20 protein-coding genes are annotated in these 16,347 nt (G+C 63.1%); 3 read left to right on the top strand and 17 right to left on the bottom strand.

The features are described from left to right. Positions 1–92 precede the first annotated feature (92 nt). Together NKK47_RS20845 and NKK47_RS20840 are read right to left on the bottom strand one after the other, a co-directional pair. The gene (locus tag NKK47_RS20845; RefSeq protein ID WP_352450152.1) at positions 93–449 is read right to left on the bottom strand and encodes a YciI family protein; all 357 of its coding nucleotides are present in this window, start codon (positions 447–449) and stop codon (positions 93–95) included. Positions 450–451: 2 nt separating this feature from the next. Next, positions 452–691 (bottom strand): hypothetical protein, encoded by a 240-nt coding sequence (locus NKK47_RS20840; RefSeq protein WP_031212700.1) that lies wholly within the window; start codon positions 689–691, stop codon positions 452–454. Between the two features lie 223 nt (positions 692–914). Here NKK47_RS20840 and NKK47_RS20835 point away from each other — a divergent pair, with 223 nt between their 5' ends. After that, entirely contained in the window at positions 915–1,340 is a 426-nt protein-coding gene (locus NKK47_RS20835; protein ID WP_031212702.1) for an OsmC family protein, read from the top strand. A gap of 296 nt (positions 1,341–1,636) precedes the next feature. Here NKK47_RS20835 and NKK47_RS20830 read toward each other — a convergent pair whose 3' ends face one another. From NKK47_RS20830 to NKK47_RS20795, 8 genes are all read right to left on the bottom strand, one after another. After that, positions 1,637–2,275: a YceH family protein gene (locus NKK47_RS20830; RefSeq protein ID WP_352578115.1), complete on the bottom strand. Its 639-nt coding sequence runs from the start codon at positions 2,273–2,275 to the stop codon at positions 1,637–1,639. A gap of 239 nt (positions 2,276–2,514) precedes the next feature. After that, complete coding sequence (locus NKK47_RS20825; RefSeq protein ID WP_292663232.1) at positions 2,515–3,294, bottom strand: succinate dehydrogenase iron-sulfur subunit; 780 nt, start codon at positions 3,292–3,294, stop codon at positions 2,515–2,517. After that, a complete protein-coding gene (locus tag NKK47_RS20820) occupies positions 3,294–3,731 on the bottom strand; it encodes a DUF3052 domain-containing protein (RefSeq protein ID WP_352578114.1) in 438 nt (145 codons plus the stop codon). Before NKK47_RS20820 ends, NKK47_RS20825 begins: the two co-directional genes overlap by 1 nt. Position 3,732: 1 nt before the next feature. Beyond that, the gene (locus tag NKK47_RS20815) at positions 3,733–4,047 is read right to left on the bottom strand and encodes a hypothetical protein (protein ID WP_352578113.1); all 315 of its coding nucleotides are present in this window, start codon (positions 4,045–4,047) and stop codon (positions 3,733–3,735) included. A gap of 4 nt (positions 4,048–4,051) precedes the next feature. After that, positions 4,052–5,890: a succinate dehydrogenase flavoprotein subunit gene (gene sdhA / locus NKK47_RS20810; RefSeq protein WP_023679766.1), complete on the bottom strand. Its 1,839-nt coding sequence runs from the start codon at positions 5,888–5,890 to the stop codon at positions 4,052–4,054. A gap of 4 nt (positions 5,891–5,894) precedes the next feature. Further along, a complete protein-coding gene (sdhD, locus tag NKK47_RS20805; RefSeq protein ID WP_292663226.1) occupies positions 5,895–6,290 on the bottom strand; it encodes a succinate dehydrogenase, hydrophobic membrane anchor protein in 396 nt (131 codons plus the stop codon). Between the two features lies 1 nt (position 6,291). Then, positions 6,292–6,711: a succinate dehydrogenase, cytochrome b556 subunit gene (gene sdhC, locus NKK47_RS20800; protein WP_292663224.1), complete on the bottom strand. Its 420-nt coding sequence runs from the start codon at positions 6,709–6,711 to the stop codon at positions 6,292–6,294. A 242-nt stretch (positions 6,712–6,953) separates the two neighbouring features. Continuing rightward, positions 6,954–7,334 carry a hypothetical protein gene (locus tag NKK47_RS20795; RefSeq protein WP_352578112.1) on the bottom strand — a complete coding sequence of 127 codons (381 nt, stop codon included), beginning with the start codon at positions 7,332–7,334 and terminating at the stop codon, positions 6,954–6,956. Positions 7,335–7,589: 255 nt separating this feature from the next. Between NKK47_RS20795 and NKK47_RS20790 the strand changes: the two genes are divergently transcribed. Next, on the top strand, positions 7,590–7,949 hold the full coding sequence (locus NKK47_RS20790) for a hypothetical protein (RefSeq protein ID WP_352450158.1): 360 nt from the start codon (positions 7,590–7,592) through the stop codon (positions 7,947–7,949). Here NKK47_RS20790 and NKK47_RS20785 read toward each other — a convergent pair. Beyond that, positions 7,933–9,153: a GGDEF domain-containing protein gene (locus NKK47_RS20785; protein WP_352578111.1), complete on the bottom strand. Its 1,221-nt coding sequence runs from the start codon at positions 9,151–9,153 to the stop codon at positions 7,933–7,935. The genes NKK47_RS20790 and NKK47_RS20785 overlap by 17 nt on opposite strands. Positions 9,154–9,228: 75 nt before the next feature. Beyond that, positions 9,229–10,425 (bottom strand): GGDEF domain-containing protein, encoded by a 1,197-nt coding sequence (locus NKK47_RS20780; RefSeq protein ID WP_352578110.1) that lies wholly within the window; start codon positions 10,423–10,425, stop codon positions 9,229–9,231. A 161-nt stretch (positions 10,426–10,586) separates the two neighbouring features. On the opposite strand from NKK47_RS20780, the gene NKK47_RS20775 reads away from it, so the two are divergent. Further along, positions 10,587–10,898 carry a hypothetical protein gene (locus NKK47_RS20775; protein ID WP_023679773.1) on the top strand — a complete coding sequence of 104 codons (312 nt, stop codon included), beginning with the start codon at positions 10,587–10,589 and terminating at the stop codon, positions 10,896–10,898. Between the two features lie 58 nt (positions 10,899–10,956). Here the strand turns inward: NKK47_RS20775 and leuC are convergent, their stop codons facing one another. The 5 genes from leuC to rplS form a co-directional block, all read right to left on the bottom strand. Then, positions 10,957–12,366: a 3-isopropylmalate dehydratase large subunit gene (leuC, locus tag NKK47_RS20770; protein ID WP_023679774.1), complete on the bottom strand. Its 1,410-nt coding sequence runs from the start codon at positions 12,364–12,366 to the stop codon at positions 10,957–10,959. Positions 12,367–12,615: 249 nt separating this feature from the next. After that, positions 12,616–13,251: a class I SAM-dependent DNA methyltransferase gene (locus NKK47_RS20765; protein ID WP_352578109.1), complete on the bottom strand. Its 636-nt coding sequence runs from the start codon at positions 13,249–13,251 to the stop codon at positions 12,616–12,618. 52 nt (positions 13,252–13,303) lie between these two features. Next, positions 13,304–14,119, bottom strand: coding sequence for an amino acid ABC transporter permease (locus NKK47_RS20760; RefSeq protein ID WP_352578108.1), 816 nt, complete (start codon positions 14,117–14,119; stop codon positions 13,304–13,306). Between the two features lie 265 nt (positions 14,120–14,384). After that, positions 14,385–15,182, bottom strand: a complete 798-nt coding sequence (locus tag NKK47_RS20755) for a transporter substrate-binding domain-containing protein (RefSeq protein WP_352578107.1) — start codon at positions 15,180–15,182, stop codon at positions 14,385–14,387. A 261-nt stretch (positions 15,183–15,443) separates the two neighbouring features. Continuing rightward, a complete protein-coding gene (gene rplS / locus NKK47_RS20750; protein WP_352468080.1) occupies positions 15,444–15,983 on the bottom strand; it encodes a 50S ribosomal protein L19 in 540 nt (179 codons plus the stop codon). Positions 15,984–16,347: the final 364 nt, after the last annotated feature.

The raw sequence follows: 16,347 nt of genomic DNA, 5'->3' as shown, positions 1-16,347 counted from the left end.
CAACACGCAAAAGTTGCGTCCGACGAAGAAAACGAAAGCCCATGCCAGTCGTTGGTCCCCGCCGCTCCGCGGAGGAACTTATCGAGACATCTCTATGACCCGGGCACCTTATAGATCGCCCGCACCTCGATCGTGCCGATTTCGGCCAGCGGAATCTCGCCCGCGATCTCCAGCGCCTCGTCGAGGCTCTCGGCCTCGATCATGACGAAACCGAGCAACTGCTCCTTGGTTTCGGCGAAGGGGCCGTCGGTGACCAGCCGCTTGCCCTTGCGCCTGCGAACGGTTTTCGACGTTTTCACCGATTGCAGCGCCTGCGCGATGATCAGCATCCCGCGTTGGTCCAATGACCGGTCATGGGCCATCGAATCGGCGTCGAGCTTGGCCAGCCTCTCGGGCGTCATTGCGTAGAGATCTTTTTCTTCACCATAAACCAGGCAAACATACTTCATTTTTATCTCCATTCCTGGCTTGAAGCCGAAGACGAGGCTACGGAAATCTCCGCGGAGCCCTTGCCTGCCGCAGAATCGAGACCGGCCGCAGCATAGTCGAGAAGAGATACCGCAATCCCGATAATGGCAATCGCCGCAAGCAATCGGCCGAAGCCGGAAGGCTGCAGGCGCGACCAGTCGGCTTGTTGTTCACCGGCCCTGTAGCCGGTGCTTGTGCAGTGAGCAGAAAACAGGTTGTTCATGTGGTCCTCCATCCGGCCACCAAGTCCATGGCCGCCCGCAGGACGGCCGGGACAGATGGAAGTCGACATTTTTGCACGCGTATTTTTTTCGAATTTTTTTTCGCTCGACATGATGTGTCACGCTGCCGCCGATACGAAAGCGTGGGTGGCCTTCGCTCCGGCGCGCGCTATAGTCGACTGGATGCCGATCACGGGCTCAATCACGACAATCAAGGAGGAATTGATGGACCGCACCGCCAACGCCGTTTGGAAAGGCAGTTTCAAGGAAGGCAAAGGCACGCTCGATACACAGAGCGGGACGCTGAAGGGCACGCCCTATTCCGCCAAGATGCGTTTCGAGGACGAGAGCGGCAAATCCGGCACCAACCCGGAAGAGCTGATCGCCGCCGCCCATGCCGGCTGCTACGCCATGCAGCTTTCGCATTTTCTCGCCGAGAACGGCACTCCGGCCGCCGAACTCGACGCCAAGGCCGTGGTAACGCTGGTTCCCGGCACCGGCATCACCGGCAGCGCGATCACCCTGGTCGGCAAGGTACCGGGCATCGATGCCGCCAAGTTCAAGGAATTGGCCGAGAAGGCCAAGGCCGAATGCCCGGTCTCGAAAGCGCTCGGCGCCATCAAAGTATCGCTCGACGCTAGGCTCGGGTGAGGGAGCTTTTATGCCTGATAGATTCCAACTGGTGTTGGAGTCCATCAATTGTTGAAGTCGGCGCCGCCCCTCATTGCCCTGCCGGGCATTTCTCCCCGTAAGTGACGGGGAGAAAGAAGCTGGCCGCAGCTGCGGCACTCTTCTTGCAACGTTGATGATTGACGAAACCGTCGAAGAGCGTCCCTCTCCTCGTCCCTATACGGGAGAGGTCGCCGGCAGGCGGGGCAGCGCCAGCCAATCGAAAGTAGGCAACGAACACGTTACCTGAGGGGCCGTCCCCGACGTCTCGAAAATCCTTATCGCCCATCGCCGGACAGTGCGTCGAGACGGGCGCGCAATGCCGCGACCTGTTCCTCGAGGGCCTGCACGCGCGTCTCCAGATCCGACGCCGGCGAGGACGACTGCAGGGGCGCTGCGGCAGCCGACAGCTGCGGCGACCCGCTGAGCAGATGGACATAGCGATCCTCGCGCTGGCCTGGGCCGCGATCGATCTGCTGCACCAGCGGTGGCCGGCGGCCGATCAGCAGATCGAGATTGCCGCGAAGCTCGTCGATCGACGGCAGCCGCGCCATGCGCTCGCTTCGCGCCAGCAATTCATAGGCCGTCTGCGGGCCGCGCAGCAGCAACAGGCCGAGCAGCGCGATCTGCGCCGAGGTCAGGGAAAAGCGCTGCGCCACCACATGCTCGTAGCGCTCGACGCGCGACGCGAACACCTGCCTGACTAGGCCCTTCTGCTCGAGCTGGCCAAGCGCTCTTCTGACCTCGCCAAGTTCGACCGACATCACCGGCTCGCGCGCCGTCTTCTGGTTGGCCGCCGCATGTGCCGCATTGAGCGTCAGCGGATAGACGTCCGGCGTCAGCTCCTTCTTCTCGATAAGGCAGCCGAGCACGCGGGCTTCGATGGGAGAGAGGATGGGAAGGTCGATATCGGTCATAAGTTTGCTATCCTTTCGAACTCGGCGGGACAGCGCCCCCCTCTGTCCTGCCGGACATCTCCCCCTCTAGTGGGGAGATTGGCTGTCATCACCGCTTCGCCACTTTTCAAGGCTGCAGAAAGGGCGCTGTCCTCCAAGCTGCTAATCTCCCCCCTTGAGGGGGAGATGTCCGGCAGGACAGAGGGGGGCGCGAAGGATCGCTGCGGACGAGACGATCTCGGCTGCAACTCGCCCGCCGCCTACACCCGTCGCTCCACCATCATCTTCTTGATCTCGGCGATCGCCTTGGCCGGGTTGAGCCCTTTGGGGCAAGTCTGGGCGCAGTTCATGATGGTGTGGCAGCGATAGAGCCGGAACGGGTCTTCGAGATTGTCGAGCCGCTCGCCCGTCGCCTCGTCCCTGGAATCGATCAGCCAGCGATAGGCCTGCAGCAGCGTCGCCGGGCCGAGATAGCGCTCGCCGTTCCACCAGTAGCTCGGGCAGGAGGTCGAGCAGCAGGCGCACAATATGCACTCGTAGAGCCCGTCGAGCTTTTCGCGGTCCTCATGGCTCTGCAGCCATTCCTTGGCCGGCTCGGGCGACACCGTCTTCAGCCACGGCTCGATCGAGGCGTGCTGGGCGTAGAAATTGGTGAGGTCGGGCACCAGGTCCTTGACCACAGCCATGTGCGGCAGCGGATAGACCTTGATCGCGCCGGAAATGTCGTCGCAGCCCTTGGTGCAGGCCAGCGTGTTCGACCCGTCGATGTTCATGGCGCACGAGCCGCAAATGCCTTCGCGGCAGGAGCGGCGCAGCGTCAGCGTCGGGTCGATCTTGTTCTTGATCCAGAGCAGCGCGTCGAGCACCATCGGCCCGCAATCGTCCATGTCGACGAAATACGTATCCATGCGCGGGTTCTCGTCATCGTCCGGCGACCAGCGGTAGATGCGGTATTCGCGCAGATTGGTCGCGCCCTCCGGCTTCGGCCAGGTTTTTCCGGCCATGATCTTCGAGTTTTTCGGAAGCGTGAGTTCGACCATTACCTCAGGTCCTTTCGGATGACGAGCTTCAGCCCGGACCAGATCTCGTTCACGGCGGCGACCTTGACGTCGACGAGGTCGAGCTTCAGCGCCTCTGTGCGGATAACGTCGTCGGTGACGTCGGTCGGCACTTTCGATGCCTTCTTCGGCCATGACACCCAGACCATGCCGTCCCGCTTGATCGCCGCTTCGACGTCGCCGAGACGGTCCTCGATCTCGACACGCTGCCTGGTGAAGGCGTGAACGGCATCATATTTCCGGCGAATGCCAGAAATCGCCGACCAGTCGGCCAGCCGGTCGACACCGGCAAAACCGACGGCGTCGGCCAGATCGTCCAGTTCCGCCGGCAGCGCGATGAAGGCCGCGGTCATCCCGTCCTTCAGGCCGAGCTTGGCCGGAAGAGGCGTGCCGGAATATCCTGCTGCCGCCGACGCCATTCTACTTCTCCGTATGAACGTAGAGGGCGTTCACGAAGCCGGTACAGCGGGCATATACGCGCACTTCAAATGCTTTCCCGATTTGCTTTAGTGCGCCACTGGCCGGAGGCCTTGCCAGACATCTGATGTGCCCGACGTTCTTGGAATAAAAATTTCGACTTGACGATTGGGCCGTGGCGGCATCTTTCCAAACGGGAATATCATTCACCATTTTCGAGATTTTGTCAGCGTTGTCATAGATATAGACCGTCTCGGCAGACGCCGAGTGCACTCCGACGCCAACCAGAAATGCCAAGGCGATCAGATGTTTCATCATGACCTCAATACACCCTGGCCTTTGGCGCGATCTTGGCCGGGTTGATGCCGCCGTCTGCTTCCTTAAGCAGCGTTTCGGTGTGCACCGGCCGGTAGGTGAGCGCCACCTCGCCGGCCTCGTTGAGCCGAGCCAGCGTATGCTTGCGCCAGTTGGCGTCGTCGCGGGCCGAAAAGTCCTCCCGCGCGTGCGCGCCGCGGCTTTCCTTGCGCGCCTCGGCGCCGTAGACGGTGGTGATGGCGTTGGCCATCAGGTTTTCCAGCTCCAGCGTCTCGACCAGGTCGGAGTTCCAGATCATCGAGCGGTCAAACACCTTGACGTCGCCGAGTTCACCCCAGATCTGCGAAATGCGCCTGCAGCCGCTTTCCAGCGATTCCTGGGTGCGGAACACCGCCGCGTCCTCCTGCATCGCCTTCTGCATCTTTTCGCGCAAAACCGCTGTCGGCGTCGAGCCGTTGGCGTGACGCAGCCGGTCGAAGCGGTCCATGATCTTTTCGACGGCGGCCTCGTTGGGCGAAGGGATCGCCGATGTGCGGTCGATCACCTGGCCGGCCCGGATTGCCGCCGCACGGCCGAACACCACCAGGTCGATCAGCGAGTTGGAGCCCAGCCGGTTAGCACCGTGCACCGAGGCGCAGCCGGCTTCGCCGACCGCCATCAGCCCGGGCGACACCTGGTCCGGATTCGACGCCGTCGGATTCAGCACCTCGCCCCAGTAATTGGTCGGCACGCCGCCCATATTGTAGTGGACCGTCGGCAGCACCGGGATCGGCTCCTTGGTCAGGTCGACGCCGGCAAAGATCTTTGCCGATTCCGAAATACCTGGAAGCCTCTCGTGCAGAACGGCCGGGTCGAGATGGTCGAGATGCAGGAAAATGTGATCCTTCTTCGGGCCGACGCCGCGGCCCTCGCGAATTTCCAGCGTCATGCAGCGCGAGACCACGTCGCGCGAAGCCAGATCCTTGGCTGACGGCGCGTAGCGCTCCATGAAGCGCTCGCCCTCGGAATTGACGAGATAGCCGCCCTCGCCGCGCGCGCCCTCGGTGATCAGGCAGCCGGCGCCGTATATGCCGGTCGGGTGGAACTGCACGAACTCCATATCCTGCAGCGGCAGGCCTGCGCGTGCGGCCATGCCGCCGCCATCGCCGGTGCAGGTATGCGCCGAGGTGGCCGAGAAATAGGCGCGGCCATAGCCGCCGGTCGCCAGCACCACCATTTTGGCCGAAAAACGGTGGATGGTGCCATCGTCGAGGTTCCAGGCGACGACACCGGTGCAGGTGCCGTCCGGCTCCATGATCAAGTCGAGCGCGAAATACTCGATGAAGAACTGCGCATTGTGCTTCAGCGACTGGCCGTAGAGCGTGTGCAGCATGGCGTGGCCGGTGCGGTCGGCGGCCGCACAGGTGCGCTGCACCGGCGGCCCCTCGCCGAAATTCATCATCATGCCGCCGAACGGCCGCTGGTAGATTTTCCCGTCCTCGGTGCGGCTGAAGGGAACGCCGTAGTGCTCGAGCTCGTAGACCGCCGCCGGCGCTTCGCGCACCATGTATTCTTGAGCGTCGGTGTCGCCCAGCCAATCTGAGCCTTTGACGGTGTCGAAGAGATGCCACTGCCAGTTGTCGGGACCCATATTGGCGAGCGAGGCGGCGATGCCGCCCTGCGCCGCAACCGTATGCGAGCGCGTCGGGAACACTTTGGTGATGCAGGCGGTGCGCAGGCCCTGTTCGGCCATGCCGAGCGCGGCGCGCAGGCCGGCGCCGCCGGCGCCGACGACCACGACGTCGAATTTGTGATCGACATAGCTATAGGCGGAAGCCGTGTTGGCGTTCTTCGCGTCCTTGGCCAAAAAATCAGCCTCCAAATGCCAGTTTAAGCAGGGCGAAGACCGAAGCGACGCCGACGACTACGGGAAAGAATGTGTTGAGGGCGAGCAGCGCCAGCCTGGTGCCTTCGCCATGCACATAGTCTTCGATGATCGCCTGCATGCCGAGCCGCATGTGGTAGAGCACCGACAACAGCACCAGCGCCAGCACCAGTGCAACGAACGGATTGGCAAGTGCGGCGCGCACCTCGAGATAGCTGGCGCCGTTGAGTGCGATCAGGAAGCCGACGAAGAACAGGACCAGCGGGATGTTGGAGATCGCCGTCAGCCGCTGGCGCCAGAAATGGCCGGTGCCCTCGCGGGCGGAACCGAGGCCGCGGACCTTGGCCAGCGGCGTGCGCATGTCGGTGTTCTTGCCGTTCATGTCAGGCTCCCCGCGCCATGTAGCCGGCGATCCAGATCAGCAGCGTCAGCGTGACCGAGCCGGCAAGCGTCGCCCAGGCGATCCTCGATGCGGTATGCTTTTCCAGCCCTGCCCCAGTGTCCCAGATAAGATGGCGCACACCGCCCAGCATGTGGTGCATCAGCGCCCAGCTGTAGCCGAACAGCACCAGCCGTCCCAGCCACGAGCCGAAGGCCCAGTTGACGGCATTGAAGGTCGCCTCCGAGCTCGCCGCCGCCATCAGCCACAGCGCGACCAGCAGCGTGCCGAAATAGAGCGCCCCGCCGGTGATGCGGTGGACGATCGACATCGTCATGGTGATCGGCGGCCGATAGACGGTCAGATGCGGCGAAAGCGGCCGTTCACGTCTGGCAAATTCGCGGGTGGCTGGTGATTTGCTCATGGCTCCCCCAGTTCGGCGTCTCTGGAGCCTCAGGTGGGAATGCGGCATTACCGCTTCCGGTTGCGACTTCGGACAGCCGGTTTCTAATGCTCTTTTTGCACCGCGTCAAAGCCGGAAAACCGTTTCGAAAACGTAATTTAGTCTGATGAAAGCGAGGCTTTCAGCTTCAATCGATTAGGGCTGTCGCCTTGCGCCGGCACAATGTCGCCGCACTGCAAAATATGGCTGGCGCAAGGGGCGGATCAGCGCTTGCAGGCCAGCGGTGATGCACCGCCCTTCATCACCAGCGCCTCACGCCCATCGATCACGATTGCGTCATGCGCCTCGCCGTAACGGCTGGTCTGATTGGCCGGTGACGCCGGCAGCTCGGCGCTGGCGCCGTTCTGGCCGAGGACGCGCACCGACGTGCCGAGATTCTCGATGGTCATCACGCTACCGTCGGCGCAGTTGTAAGTAGCTGTGCGCGGCTGCGGTGCCGTCGGTTCGCTAGCGGCGGGAGCAAGCGACACGGAAGCGGCGGCCGTGTTGCTGAGCTTGGGCGCGCTGGTCTGCGGCGCGCAGGCGGCTGCAGCCAGCAGCGGCGGAATGGCCAGCGCCATCCGAAACGTGCGGCGTAATCTCATTTGCTGCTTTCCCCACCGCGTATCGAGCCCGCCGCGATGCTCCGGCAAGCCACCGGATTTCATGCTTTTTGAGTCGCGCCCGATGCTGGGGATGGTGGGAACAAGGCGTGGCCGAATGATGGCCGGTGGGCGATCGAGTATTAACCATATTTTCCGAGACCTCGCCCCTGCTGCGGTTGCCCTCTTAACAAAGGTTAATAAAAGGTTAATTTCTGATTCGAGGAGGCTTGCCTCTTAGCAATGGAGCAGCACGCCATGCATTCGAATTCAGCAGGATCGCGCCTTCCCTGGTTCCTATTGGCGGCGCTCGCCGTCGGCGTCGTCGCACCGGCATTCGCCGGGACGCGCCATCATGACCGCGTCTATGCCGATTCCTTCGGCAATCTCGTCATCGACAGCGCCGCCGGCTACAAGCGTATCCTCGTTGGCGAGGGCAAGCTGGCCAAGGAATTGTCCGACTACACCAGCGCCGGCCAGCCCGACGTGATCTACGAAAACGAATCGGACGATGTCCGCGGCGGCGACTGCTATAGGCCGCCGGTTTTCGTCAAGGGCCGCAGCTATATGTACGGCCTCTCCGACGGCGAAATGCCGGAGCTCAGCCCCTGCCGCTGACGGCCACGCCGCCCTTGGTTGACGGCGCCGGCAGGGCAACAGCCGGCCCCACCGAGACACGCACGCAATCGCGACCGCTGCCCTTCGCCTGATAGAGCGCTTTGTCGGCGCGCCGCAGCAGGTCGGAAAAGCTTTCGCCCGGACCAAGCTCGGCAACGCCGAAGCTGGCGCTGCAGCGGTGATCCGCGGGCAGGCAGTCGATCGGCGTGGCACCGAAGGCGCTACGCGTGCCCTCGGCAAAGAGCCGGGCGGCGGCTAGATTGGTCCCCGGCAGGAAAATAGCGAATTCCTCGCCGCCGATGCGGCCGGCGACATGATGGTCGGCCGCGGCATCGCGGAGAAAACCGGCAAAGGTCTCGATGACCCGATCGCCCGACGCGTGGCCGTAAGTATCGTTGATGCGCTTGAAATGGTCGAGATCGGCAATGACCAGTGCCGCCGGAACGGCGCGCCGCATGGCGTCACGCAGTGCGATCTCGGCATGGCGCTCGAAGCCGCCACGGTTGAGCAGCCGCGAAAGCGTGTCGGTTTCCGATTTCGACGTCGCCTCGGCGAGCACGTCGCGGACCAGGATAGCCAATGTCACCAGCGCAAGCGCCAGGCCGAACACGGTGCCGACCGACTGCGACACCAACGCATAGCTGGTCTGCGCATAAGATTGCGGGTTGGCGCCCCAGCCACCAAGCGCATGGGCGATGAAGGGTTTGCTGGCGAACTGCAAGGTGCTGGCCGCCAGGACAGCCATCAGCATATAGTCGAGCCGCTCGCGTCTTTGCCTGGACGACAAGACGATCGCCAGCCCGGTGAACTGCATGGCCGCATAGGGAAGCTGGTAGGCCGCCATTCGCACAAAGGATTGGCGTGGCAGGTCCTGCACGAAGTAGACCGCGAGGGTGGCGAAGACCAGGAAGAACAGCATCGGCGGCCAAGGCGGCGAAACGCGGTATTTATGGGCAAGCCCGCCATTGAAGGCGACGGTAGCGCCAAGGAAGGCGGCAAAGGCGGCGACAACCACGGGGCGCGCATTGTCGAAGGCAGGAATGCTGAACTCGATCCCGAAATAAGCCGTGCCGAGCACATAGCCGAACGCCAGCCAGCGTGCCGACACCCGGCCGGCGTCATAGACCGCGATCGTCATGAAGGCCGCCGCCAGCAGCCCGGCAACGAACAAGTTGATCATCAGGATGAAATTAGCGCTGCCCATGGCGTTTTGGCACCCCCCCGAACAGCAAATCACCAACGCGCGAAAAAGACGTTAATTCGAAGCCGCCGCTGACGCTCAGCCAGCACTGGTCCGATTGGGAAGGACGACCGTTTCAGGCCGCTGATAGGACAGGTATACGCTGTCGCGGCCACTCCTTTTGGCTTTGTAGAGCGCTTCGTCGGCGCGGCGCATCAGCGGGTCCAGCCCTTCGTCGCTGGTGCGGGCGGCCACGCCGAAGCTCGCGGTCACTCTTGTGTCGGGCGGAAGTCCGTCGATTCTGCCCGCCGAATAGACCGTGCGAATGGCTTCGGCAAACAGTCTTGCCGCGCCAAGGTCGCTGAGCGGCAACAGCACGGCGAACTCTTCGCCGCCGATACGGCCGGCAACGCCGCGCGTACCTGCAGCCGACAGAAGCTTGGCAGCGAAGTCGGCGATGACGCGATCGCCGGCCGCGTGGCCATGCTGATCGTTGAGCGCCTTGAAATGATCGAGATCGGCAAGCACCAGCGCAACCGGCAATTGCGCCGTGGCACAGTGCTGCAGGACAAGCATGGCGCGCTCCTCGAAGCCGCGGCGGTTGAGCAGGCCCGACAGCGGGTCTGTCAGGGTTTCGGTCTTCAGGGCCTTCATCACATCGAGCGCGGCGGCGCCGAACAGGCAAAGCGCAATAAGCAGCGACAGCAATGCATGCGACAGCAGAGCCGTCGTCCAGTAGGACGAGGAGTAAAGCCCTTCATAGCTGGTGAACGGCCCATGCGCGATGACGACGGCAAGCGTCCGCGCCAGGAAGTTCAGGCCGGAAAGCAGCGACAGCACGAACAGGATCATTTCTGTCGGGCCGTTGTTGCGCACCACGCGCAACTCGGCGGCGACAACCAGGCTGATGCCGCCGAAGCTGAAATTGATGGCAAGGATGCGCCAGGTGAGATCCGGCCGGGCAAAAAGAAACCACGAGAACGCGGCCAGGCCGCCGCAGGCCAGAATGCCGACCGCCGGGTAAGGCACGCGCCGCCCATAGCGCGCAATGACCGCGCCGGCGAGACAGCAGGTGGCGAAGGTGAAGCACAGGATCGAGATGAGCTTGGTCGGTGCCATGCCGACCGGCAGCGTGAAATACTGGAGCAGGAAGCCTGCGGCCGAGGCCGAGTAGCCCGCCGCCAGCACAGCCAGATAGGGACGGTGGCGCTGATAGAACCACAGCACGAGAAATGCCGCGCCGAGTGTGAGGGCGATGCCTGGATTGAGCAGCGCTATGAGCAGGCCGGTGTCCAAGCGCTGTAATTTCCCCTCGCTTCCCCTTGGAGGACTTTAGAGCGGAAGCCCAAACAAGCGGTTAAGCGAAAGCGAATATACGACAGGTACGTCGACAAAGCCGCTGGGCGGAACCGCGAACGGCGAGCGGCGTTTCACGACGGCAACCAGGAGACGCTCCGATGGCCGACACGATCATGCTGACCGATCACGATGCAATTCGCTCATGGGCCGCGGCACGCGCCGGCTTTCCGGCGATCGTCGACGTGTCGCCCGAAGCCGGAACGCAGCCCATGCTGAGGCTGGTCTTCGGCCAGCATGCCTACCAGGACCAGGATGAGGCCGAACGCCCGGTCAATGCCGGCGGCTACGAACTGGTCGAATGGGACGAATGGTTCAAACTCTTCGACGAGCGCCAATTGGCGCTGGTCGTCGCAAAGGACCAACCCGGCCGCCGTGAGGGATTCCACGAATTCGTCAGGCGGCCCGACTGAAGAATGCCCGAACCGCATTGCGGCTCGGGCTCCTCATATCCGACTGCGCGCGCCTGCCCTATTTCCACTCGCGGATGTCGACGAAATGGCCGGCGATCGCCGCCGCCGCGGCCATTGCCGGCGACACCAGATGCGTCCGGCCCTTGAAGCCTTGGCGCCCCTCGAAATTGCGATTCGAGGTCGAGGCGCAGCGCTCATGCGGCTTCAGCCGGTCGTCGTTCATGGCAAGGCACATCGAGCAGCCCGGCTCACGCCAGTCAAAGCCGGCGGCGACAAAGATCTTGTCGAGGCCTTCGGCCTCTGCCTGTTCCTTGACCAGGCCGGAGCCCGGCACGATCATCGCACTGACCCGCGGATTGACCTTCTTGCCCTCGATCACCTTGGCGGCGGCGCGCAGATCCTCGATGCGCCCATTGGTGCAGGAGCCGATGAAGACGCGATCGAGTTCGATATCGGTGATCTTGGTGCCCGGCTTCAGGCCCATATAGTCGAGTGCGCGCTGCTTGGAGGTGCGCTTGTTCTCATCAGTGATGTCGTCCGGGTTCGGCACGATGCCTTGCACCGAGACCACGTCCTCGGGCGAGGAGCCCCAGGAGACGATCGGCGGCAGCTTTGCCGCGTCGAGCACGACCACCTTGTCGAAATGCGCGCCTTCGTCGGACTGCAGCGTCTTCCAGTAGGCGAGCGCGGCGTCCCAGGCTTCGCCCTTGGGGGCGCGCGGCTTGTCCTTGACATAGGCGAAGGTGGTTTCGTCGGGCGCGATCAGGCCGGCGCGCGCGCCGGCTTCGATCGACATGTTGCAGATCGTCATGCGGCCTTCCATCGACAGCGCACGGATTGCCTCGCCGGCATATTCGATGACATAGCCGGTGCCGCCGGCCGTGCCGATCTCGCCGATAATGGCGAGGATGATGTCCTTGGCGGTGACGCCTTCCGGCAGTGCGCCGTCGACGCGCACCAGCATGTTCTTGGCCTTGCGCTGGATCAGCGTCTGCGTCGCCAGCACATGCTCGACTTCAGAGGTGCCGATGCCATGCGCCAGCGCCCCGAACGCGCCATGCGTCGAGGTGTGGCTGTCGCCGCAGACGATGGTCATGCCGGGCAGCGTAAAGCCTTGCTCCGGCCCGATGATGTGGACGATGCCCTGGCGGATATCCTTCTCGGAATAATATTCGACGCCGAAATCCTTGGCGTTTTTGGCCAGCGCTTCGACCTGGATGCGGCTTTCCTCGTTCTTGATGCCGAACTTTCGCTCCGGCGAAGTCGACACATTGTGGTCGACCACGGCCAGCGTCTTTTCCGGATGCCGAACCTTGCGGCCGGTTATGCGCAGGCCTTCGAAAGCCTGCGGGCTGGTGACTTCGTGGACCAGATGGCGGTCGATATAGAGCAGGCAGGTGCCGTCGTCCTGGCGGTCGACAACATGGTCGTCGAAAATCTTGTCGTAGAGGGTGCGCGGTGCGCTCATTTGCGTAAATCCGTCGATTTAAAAAGGGAAAACGACGCCGGTCGGACCGGCGAAACAGCCTGGCGAGTCTGCCCTAGCGAAGTCGGCTGGTCAGCGCCCCGCAGACGCGCGCGGAAAATCGCGACGGCAGGCGTTTCCTGTCCTGCAGCACGAAACCTTTATAGGCCGGATCGCCAAAAAGCTCTTCCATGGCGCTGCTCATATCAATGTTTTGGCTTTTCAGCAATCGCGTCTGCCTTCGCAGGCGCTTCATAGCACCTCGAACACGAAGGTCTTCACCAGCGCGTCGGGCTCGGCGATTGCGTAGCAGCGGAACCACGGGCTCTCCTCGACCGGCCGCCATTTTTTCGCCTGCTCCAGTTCGCCAAACACGGCTTGAAACCCGCCGCTTTCAAAAACCTGGTCGCGGACCGTGAAGATGGCGTGGCCGCCCGTCCTGGTGATGCGTACCAGTTCATGCAGGCCCGACGCCGGTGCGTGGCTGATGGTGAACACGCCGGTCGAGAAAAAGGCGCGGAAGTACCCGTCCGCCCAAGGCAATGGCCCGCCGAGCATCGCCTGTTTCAGCTCGCTGTAGGCCTGCCGGCTGCCGGCGATTTTCAGCATGTCCTGCGACAGGTCGAGCCCGGCAATATCGTGGTAGCCGAGTGCCTTCAGGGACGGCCCCGACAGGCCGGTGCCGCAACCGGCGTCGAGCAGCGGCCCTTCGCCCGCCGGCACATGCCGCGCCACCCAGGCGGTGATCAGGAACGGCAGGAGATAGCCGAGCGCCGCGGTTTCGCCGTCATAGGTCGCGGCCCATTGCGCATAGGCCTTGGCGAGCGCCTCAGGCGTGTCGGCCGTATAGACCGCTTCCAGCGCCGCATTGGCTTTGTCGATGATCATGGGTCCTCCCCGGTCGCGTCCGCTCGATGGTAGCGCCGTTTTCGCCTGCCTTCTATTCCCCATGCTGGTTGCGGAGCCGCTTCTCCAGCGCCCGCAAGGCCAACGACAGGCCGACGGTCAGGATGAGATAGATATAGGCGACGATCGAATAGGTTTCGAAGAAGCGGAACGAGCCGGCGGCGTAGATCTTGCCCATCTGGGTGATGTCGGCGACGCCGAGCACCGAGACCAGCGAGGAATCCTTGACCATGGCGACGAAATCATTGCCGAGCGGCGGCAGGATGGTGCGGATCGCCTGCGGAAAGATCACCAGCCGGAAGCGCTGGGTGCGCGTCAGCCCGAGCGCCTTGGCCGCCTCGATCTGCCCCTTCTCGACCGCCTGGATACCGGCGCGGAACACCTCCGAGATGAAGGCGGAATAGCCGATGGTCAGCGCCATGACGGCGCGCCAAAGCAACGACACGTCGCGTACCAGCAGCTCACCGAAGAGGCCGGCGCTTTGCAGCGGCGCCGTCAGCGCGTTCCATGCCGCGACGAAGGCCGGCGCCCCGGCAAAGGCGATCCAGAACAACAGCACCAGCATCGGCACGCCGCGGATGATCTCGACGTAGAAGCGGCCGATCTGGCTGAGCCAGCGTGAGCCCGACAGGCCCATCAGCGCGACGCCGAGGCCGATCGCGCAAGCCAGCGCGAAGGCGACCACCGTGACGAAGATGGTGACGCCGATGCCCTTGGCGACGGTTGCGAAGACCTGGGCATAGAGGTCGCTGGCAGCGATGAAGATGGCGGCGACCAAGGCGATCGCCACGGCCACGGCAAGCCACCACGGGAAGTCGGATTTGGCTGAGGCGGGAGGCGCCGACGGCATCAAGCGGTACCGATAACAGAGTCACGAAGGCAGCGTTCTGTCACACCCCCCTCTGGCCTGCCGGCGATCTCCCCCTCCAGGGGGAGATCGGCAGCTTTGACCTCGCGGCCCGTTCTGCAACACTGAAAATTGGCGAAAGCCGATGCGAAATCCGATCTCCCCCCTTGAGGGGGAGATGTCCGGCAGGACAGAGGGGGGTGTACGAGCGCAGAGTCAGCGCAAGTTCCCGCGCACAATCGTCATGAAATGCGCGCAACAAGCGGGCCTACTGCCCCATCTTGTAGTCGAGGAACCACTTCTTGTTGAGCGCGTCGAGCGTACCGTCGGCCTTGAGCGCGGCGATTGCCGCGTTGACCGGCTTCACCAGGTCGGAGCCCTTGGGGAAGATGAAACCGAAATCCTCGGTGCCGAGCGGGCCGCCGATCAGCTTAAGGCCGCCATTGGACGCATCGACATAGCCCTTGCCGGCAGTGCCGTCGGTGAGCACGACGTCGACGTCGCCGGCCTTCAGCGCCTGCACCGTCGCGCCGAATGTCTCGAACAGCTTGATGCGCGGGTTCTGCTCGTTGCGGTCGAGCACGCTGTAGACGGCGGTGTAGAAGGGCGTCGTGCCGGCCTGCGCGCCGATCAGCCCGTCCTTGAAGGCGGCGAACGTCTTGGCATCGGTGAAGCGCTTCTCGTCGCCGCGCACCAGCATGAACTGTTCCGAGCGCATATACGGATCGGAGAAATCGACCTTCTGCTTGCGGTCGTCCTTGATGGTGATGCCGGTCATGCCGATGTTGTACTGATTGTCGGAAACCGCCTGGATCATCGCGTCCCAAGAGGTATTCTGGTACTCGACCTTGAAATTCAGCCGTTTGGCGATCTCGTTCATCGCGTCATATTCCCAACCGATCTGCTTGCCGGTCTTGGCATCGATGAACTGCAGCGGCGGATAGGCGTTTTCGGTCACCACCACCACCTTCTTGCCGCCGAGGTCGGGCAGCGCCTGCGCCAGAGCCGCGACAGGCACGAGAAGGCAAGCCAGCAGGCCGGCCAGCAGCAGTTTCGAATTGATCATGACTATGCTCCCCAGGAACTGAACCGCCTCGATCGACCGAGGCATGCAGGAAATCCGGCGCCGACTTTAGCTTTCCGCAGGCGCCTTGCAAGCCGCTCCGATGCGCCACTCGGCACGAAAATGGATTCCAATGCTTTCAACGGCGGCATTACGCACGATCCGTATCGATTGCGGCCGACGCAGCCCGGCAAAATAGAATCCGCCTCGCGAAACAAAAAGGCGGCCGAAGCCGCCTTTCCGAAAATACGTTCTTGAAGAGCCTTATTCGGCGGCAGCTGCTTCCGCGGCCTTGGCGGCCTCGTCGGCGGCCTTCTTCTCGGCGGCGTCCTGCGCGGCCTTCTCGGCGGCCAGCGCCTGGGCGGCGGCCACTTTCTCGGCCTCGATGCGCGCCTTCTCGGCGTTCAGCGCATCGCGCTCTTCGTCGTTGAGCTTGCGGGCGCGCACACCGGTGTTTTCCGAAATGCGGGCCGACTTGCCGCGACGGTCACGCAAATAGTACAGCTTGGCGCGACGCACCTTGCCGCGGCGCACGATCTCGACGCCCTCGACCATTGGCGAATAGACCGGGAACACACGCTCGACGCCTTCGCCGTAGGAAATCTTGCGGACGGTGAAGCTCTCCTGGAAACCGGCACCGGCGCGGGCGATGACGACGCCCTCATAGGCCTGCACGCGGGTGCGGGTGCCTTCGGTCACGCGGACCTGGACGCGCACGGTGTCGCCGGGCTGGAATTCGGGGAGCTTGCGCTTGGCTTCGATCTTGGCGGCCTGCTCGGCCTCGAGCTGACGGAGGATGTCCATCTCAAAAATCCACTTCTTGTTCTTCCCACAGTCAGAGCGCCCGACACTCGCCTTGCAGTCGCATCGACCGCTCGGCTATGCCCTTCGTTCGAGAACGTCTGTTCGAGAACATCGGGCAGGGGCGACTACACCGTCATTGTTGACGGGCCAGAAGATCGCTCTTGGCAGATTTTTCTTCCGGTTCGGCGCGCACATACAGCTATTTCGGCGCTTTGTCACGTCTTCGCCGTTTCTTTTTTGGGCCGTTTCTTTTTTGCGCTGCTTCTTGGGCTGGCGCCCGCTGTGGCAATCCCGTGATCGCTTGTGGTCCAGGGGGTTGCGCCCGCGCGTCAAGCTTCCTAAGCCGGAAGACAGGCATTTTCCT

This window comes from Mesorhizobium sp. M0019 (genome assembly GCF_040323975.1).
Classification (GTDB): domain Bacteria; phylum Pseudomonadota; class Alphaproteobacteria; order Rhizobiales; family Rhizobiaceae; genus Mesorhizobium.
This window is presented reverse-complemented; position numbering and strand designations above follow the sequence as displayed.

Excerpts from the sequence above, each read along its gene's own strand:
- NKK47_RS20845 (WP_352450152.1), bottom strand. The coding sequence starts at position 449 with ATGAAGTATGTTTGCCTGGTTTATGGTGAAGAAAAAGATCTCTACGCA.
- NKK47_RS20840 (WP_031212700.1), bottom strand. The coding sequence starts at position 691 with ATGAACAACCTGTTTTCTGCTCACTGCACAAGCACCGGCTACAGGGCC.
- NKK47_RS20835 (WP_031212702.1), top strand. The coding sequence starts at position 915 with ATGGACCGCACCGCCAACGCCGTTTGGAAAGGCAGTTTCAAGGAAGGC.
- NKK47_RS20830 (WP_352578115.1), bottom strand. The coding sequence starts at position 2,275 with ATGACCGATATCGACCTTCCCATCCTCTCTCCCATCGAAGCCCGCGTG.
- NKK47_RS20825 (WP_292663232.1), bottom strand. The coding sequence starts at position 3,294 with ATGGTCGAACTCACGCTTCCGAAAAACTCGAAGATCATGGCCGGAAAA.
- NKK47_RS20820 (WP_352578114.1), bottom strand. The coding sequence starts at position 3,731 with ATGGCGTCGGCGGCAGCAGGATATTCCGGCACGCCTCTTCCGGCCAAG.
- NKK47_RS20815 (WP_352578113.1), bottom strand. The coding sequence starts at position 4,047 with ATGATGAAACATCTGATCGCCTTGGCATTTCTGGTTGGCGTCGGAGTG.
- sdhD (WP_292663226.1), bottom strand. The coding sequence starts at position 6,290 with ATGAACGGCAAGAACACCGACATGCGCACGCCGCTGGCCAAGGTCCGC.
- sdhC (WP_292663224.1), bottom strand. The coding sequence starts at position 6,711 with ATGAGCAAATCACCAGCCACCCGCGAATTTGCCAGACGTGAACGGCCG.
- NKK47_RS20795 (WP_352578112.1), bottom strand. The coding sequence starts at position 7,334 with ATGAGATTACGCCGCACGTTTCGGATGGCGCTGGCCATTCCGCCGCTG.
- NKK47_RS20790 (WP_352450158.1), top strand. The coding sequence starts at position 7,590 with ATGCATTCGAATTCAGCAGGATCGCGCCTTCCCTGGTTCCTATTGGCG.
- NKK47_RS20785 (WP_352578111.1), bottom strand. The coding sequence starts at position 9,153 with ATGGGCAGCGCTAATTTCATCCTGATGATCAACTTGTTCGTTGCCGGG.
- NKK47_RS20775 (WP_023679773.1), top strand. The coding sequence starts at position 10,587 with ATGGCCGACACGATCATGCTGACCGATCACGATGCAATTCGCTCATGG.
- leuC (WP_023679774.1), bottom strand. The coding sequence starts at position 12,366 with ATGAGCGCACCGCGCACCCTCTACGACAAGATTTTCGACGACCATGTT.
- NKK47_RS20765 (WP_352578109.1), bottom strand. The coding sequence starts at position 13,251 with ATGATCATCGACAAAGCCAATGCGGCGCTGGAAGCGGTCTATACGGCC.
- NKK47_RS20760 (WP_352578108.1), bottom strand. The coding sequence starts at position 14,119 with ATGCCGTCGGCGCCTCCCGCCTCAGCCAAATCCGACTTCCCGTGGTGG.
- NKK47_RS20755 (WP_352578107.1), bottom strand. The coding sequence starts at position 15,182 with ATGATCAATTCGAAACTGCTGCTGGCCGGCCTGCTGGCTTGCCTTCTC.
- rplS (WP_352468080.1), bottom strand. The coding sequence starts at position 15,983 with ATGGACATCCTCCGTCAGCTCGAGGCCGAGCAGGCCGCCAAGATCGAA.